The sequence below is a fragment of the Trueperaceae bacterium genome, from assembly GCA_019454765.1.
GTDB lineage: Bacteria > Deinococcota > Deinococci > Deinococcales > Trueperaceae > JAAYYF01.
Genome location: JACFNR010000057.1, coordinates 1 through 3686, shown reverse-complemented (window position 1 = coordinate 3686; position 3686 = coordinate 1). Strand labels below are relative to the sequence as shown.

General features: G+C 73.5%; 4 protein-coding genes. 2 read left to right on the top strand and 2 right to left on the bottom strand.

Features of this window, described 5'->3' with window-relative positions:
- Window positions 1-60: 60 nt before the first annotated feature.
- The gene (locus H3C53_12225; protein ID MBW7917431.1) at window positions 61-1491 is read right to left on the bottom strand and encodes a cysteine--tRNA ligase; all 1431 of its coding nucleotides are present in this window, start codon (window positions 1489-1491) and stop codon (window positions 61-63) included.
- Window positions 1492-1778: 287 nt separating this feature from the next.
- Here H3C53_12225 and H3C53_12220 point away from each other — a divergent pair, with 287 nt between their 5' ends.
- Together H3C53_12220 and H3C53_12215 are read left to right on the top strand one after the other, a co-directional pair.
- Window positions 1779-2390: a YigZ family protein gene (locus H3C53_12220; GenBank protein ID MBW7917430.1), complete on the top strand. Its 612-nt coding sequence runs from the start codon at window positions 1779-1781 to the stop codon at window positions 2388-2390.
- Between the two features lie 58 nt (window positions 2391-2448).
- A complete protein-coding gene (locus H3C53_12215; GenBank protein ID MBW7917429.1) occupies window positions 2449-3069 on the top strand; it encodes a hypothetical protein in 621 nt (206 codons plus the stop codon).
- Here H3C53_12215 and H3C53_12210 read toward each other — a convergent pair.
- Window positions 3047-3686, bottom strand: a 640-nt coding sequence (locus tag H3C53_12210) for a hypothetical protein (GenBank protein ID MBW7917428.1), incomplete at its 5' end; no start/stop codon positions are given. The two genes, H3C53_12215 and H3C53_12210, sit on opposite strands and share 23 nt — an antisense overlap.

Sequence of the window (3686 nt, the reverse complement as noted above, 5' to 3'; positions counted from 1 at the left end):
GCCGGCGGCAACTTGGCGGCGGCCGGGCAGGGCTAGGCCCTCACCCCGGCCGACGGGGTCTCAGCCGCGCGTCAGCTTCCAGCGACTACCCTCCGCCGTGTCCTCCACGCTCACGCCAAGCGCACCCAGCCGGTCCCTGAGCAGGTCGGCGCGCGCGAAGTCGCGGCCGTCGCGGGCACGCTGCCGCTCCTCGAGCAGCAGCGCCACCAGCCCGCGCAGGAGCTCGGGCGCCGCGTCCATCACGCCACGTCCCGCCGGGACCCCGAGGACGCCGGTCAGGTGCTCGTCCAGGAAGGCGACGGCACCACGGCGGTACGCGGCGCCGGCGCCCGCCTCCAGCTCGCGGTTCATCTCGCGCGCCGCGTCGAACAGGACGGCTATCGCCTGCGGCGTGTTCAGGTCGTCGTTCATGGCCGCCGCGAAGCGGGCCCTGTACTCCACGAACGGCGCGTCGTCCGCCGCCCCCGCCTCCAGCCCGGACGACAGCGCCAGGTACGTGTCCCTGAGGCGGTCGAGGCCGGCCGCCGACGAGGCGAGGCCGTCGGCGCTGAAGTCCGACACGCTCCGGTAGTGCGAGCGGAGCAGGTGGAAGCGGACGACCAGCGGGTCGTGCTCCGCGAAGAGTTCGCCGAGGGTCACGAAGTGCCCCTTCGACTTCGCCATCTTCTCGCCCTGCAGCGTGATCATGTTCCAGTGGAGCCAGTAACGCGCGAACCCCTTGCCCGCCGCGCGCGCCTGCGCGAGCTCCGCCTCGTGATGCGGGAAGACCAGGTCGAGGCCGCCACCGTGGATGTCGAACTCGTCGCCCAGGTACTTGGTGCTCATGACCGAGCACTCGATGTGCCAACCCGGGAAGCCGTCCCCCCAGGGGCTGGGCCAGCGCATGATGTGGCCCCCCTCCGCGCGCTTCCACAGGGCGAAGTCACGCGGGTCGTCCTTCTCCGAGCGCACCTCGACCCGCGTCCCCTCCAACTGCTCGGCCGGGTCGCGCCCCGAGAGCTCCCCGTACTCCGGCCAGGCCGAGACGTCGAAGTAGACGTTGCCGTCCCGCACGTAGGCCTTGCCCCGGTCGACGAGCTCGGCCGTCATGGCCTGCTGCTCGATGATGTGCCCCGAGGCGCGCGGCACGATGCTCGGCCGGCGCACCCCAAGCGCGGCCATGGCGTCGAAGTACGCCCAGAAGTACTTCTCCGCCACCTCCATCGGCTCCAGCCGCTCGAGCTGAGCGCGCCGCGCGAGCTTGTCCTCGCCGTCGTCGGCGTCGTCGACCAGGTGACCGACGTCCGTGACGTTCGCCACGAACCTCACGAGGTAGCCCTCGTGCTCCAGCCAGTTGCGCAGCACGTCGAAGACCACCGGTCCGCGCGCGTGCCCCAGGTGCGGTTCCGAGTAGACCGTCGGTCCGCACATGTAGATGCCGACGTGGCCCGGCACGACCGGCGTGAACGGCTCCTTCGCGCGCGACAGGGTGTTGTAGAACTCGAGCGGCATCTGCTCCTCCGAGTTAGGCGGCGAGGGCGACCCCGCGTGATCGGAACGGTGTGGCTGGCGGCAGGCCAACGGCCCTATGCCTGGGGGAGGGTGCACCGGTCGCGCCGTGCCCGGCGACCGCGCCGCCTCACGGCCGGCGGTCCCTCAACGACCGGCGTCCGGGCAACATCGGCGGACGCGCAGCGCGTGACGGCCGCGCTGGCCGTTCCCGGGCACCGTACCCACTTTCATGGACGGGAGCCTACCACGGGCGACCTTCCGCGCGTACGGCGCGGTACGCTCGCGCCGTGGCTCACCGCACGGTACGTGCCGCTGCCTCGCACGAGGAGGTGGTCTCGGGTTCGCGCTTCATCGGCTACGTGGTCGAGGTGGAGGACGTCGAGGCGGCCGCCATCCACCTCGCCGGGGTGAGGGCGGCCCACCCGGCCGCGACGCACCACTGTTGGGCCCACCGGGTGGGGCCGGCGCAGCGCTTCTCCGACGACGGCGAGCCCGGCGGCACCGCCGGCCGCCCGATGTTGGAGGTCATCCTCAAGCGCGACCTCGATCACGTGTCCGCCGTGGTGGTGCGCTACTTCGGCGGCAGGAAGCTCGGCGCTGGCGGCCTGGTCAGGGCCTACTCCGGCACGCTCGCCAAGGCCCTCGATGCGGCGGGGGTGAGAGACGTCGTCGACGTCGCCGGCGTCACGGTCAGGGCGCCCTTCGCCCACACCGACACCGTGCTGCGCCTGCTGGCCGACGCCGCCCAGAAGACGGCCCCGTTCGACCTGTCCGCCCCCACCTTCGACGCCGGCGGCCTCGTCGTGAGGCTGTCCGTGCCGGAGGAGGCGCTCGCCGCGCTAAGTGCCGCGTTGCGGGAGGCAACCAACGGCGCCGCGAGCCTGGAGGTTGACGTCTGAGGAGCCGGTTAAGCACCACCTCACCGCGTGACGGCCTCCGGGATGCGAGCATGGGGGCATGAAGACGTCGCGCGGCAAGCTCCTACTCTCGTCGCTCCTGCTCGGCGCGCTGCTCGTGGCGTGCGCGCCGGCGAGCGCCCCCAGCGGCACCGTCCTGGTCGCCGTGATGAACGCCCCCGCCCAGTCCCGACTGGAGGGCACCGCCGAGGGGGTGCAGGCGATCCTCGAACGCGAACCGGGGTCGCACTTCACCTTCGTCTCGCAGTTCACGATGCGGTTCCTCGAGACCCACAACGACCTGTTCCATAGTCGCGCCGCTCCCAGCGCCGCTCGGATCGCCCGCTCGCAGGGCGCGGACCTGGCCGTCATGGTGGGCGTACCCGTCATGGAGCGGCGGGTGACCGAATCGCAAGACGGGCGCTCGCGGCGCATAGACGTCTCGCTTGCGCTCGAGGCTCAGGTCGTCGACCCGCGCACGGACGCAGTGGTCCAGGTCCTGCGGAGCCGCACCCTGCAGGGTTCACGTGTGGAGTCGACGCGTGACGCCCTCGTCGCCGAGCAGGCCGACCCCACCGTGCTGGCGCTCCGCGATCAGGCCGTGCCGGAGCTGGCGGCCGCCTTGGCCGCGGAGCTGCCCTACCTGACGAACAGCCTGCTCATCGGAAGTAGCGGCGGATGATCTCCTGGTAGGCGGCCGGTAGGTCGCCCTCGCCCAACGCCTCCTCCGCGGCCGTCCGGTATGGCGCCAGCGGGGTGCCGGGCGGCAGCTCGACCTGATCGTCGCCCGGAAGGCGAACGCTGCCCGCGGGCGTCGTCGGTCCGCCACGGATGACGCCCGGTAGGAGTTGCACCGCGCCGGTCCCCACCGATCCGGTGGCGGACGCGTCGTCGGCGAGGGCCGCTCCGCCCGCGCCGGCGCTCCCTGGCGTTACGGCGTCGTCCTCGCCCCCTGAGGCGGAGGCGGCGGCCGCGCCCTCGCCCCTCGCCGATCCGGTCGTGCCCAGGCCGGCGGCCGAACCCTCCGGCCCTCCCACCTCGCCCGGCGTCCCCGCGTCGACGGCGCGCTCGCCCGGCTGGGCCGCGGACCGCCCGGGTTGGTCCGTCTCGCCGTCGCCCGCGGCGCCGGCGGAGGTGCCCGCGCCACCGGCCGCCTCGTCGCCGGGACCCTCGTCGGCGCCCGGCTCGGCCGCGGCGTCACCCGCGGCTTCACCCGCGGCGTCACCTGCGGAGGCGGATTCGCGGTCGGGGGCCGCAGGCGTTCCGGCGACGGCCGAGCCCCCACCGGTGGCACCCGTC

Bases quoted from the DNA above. Each gene is read 5' to 3' on its own strand.
- H3C53_12225 (MBW7917431.1), bottom strand. From the start codon at position 1,491: ATGCCGCTCGAGTTCTACAACACCCTGTCGCGCGCGAAGGAGCCGTTC.
- H3C53_12215 (MBW7917429.1), top strand. From the start codon at position 2,449: ATGAAGACGTCGCGCGGCAAGCTCCTACTCTCGTCGCTCCTGCTCGGC.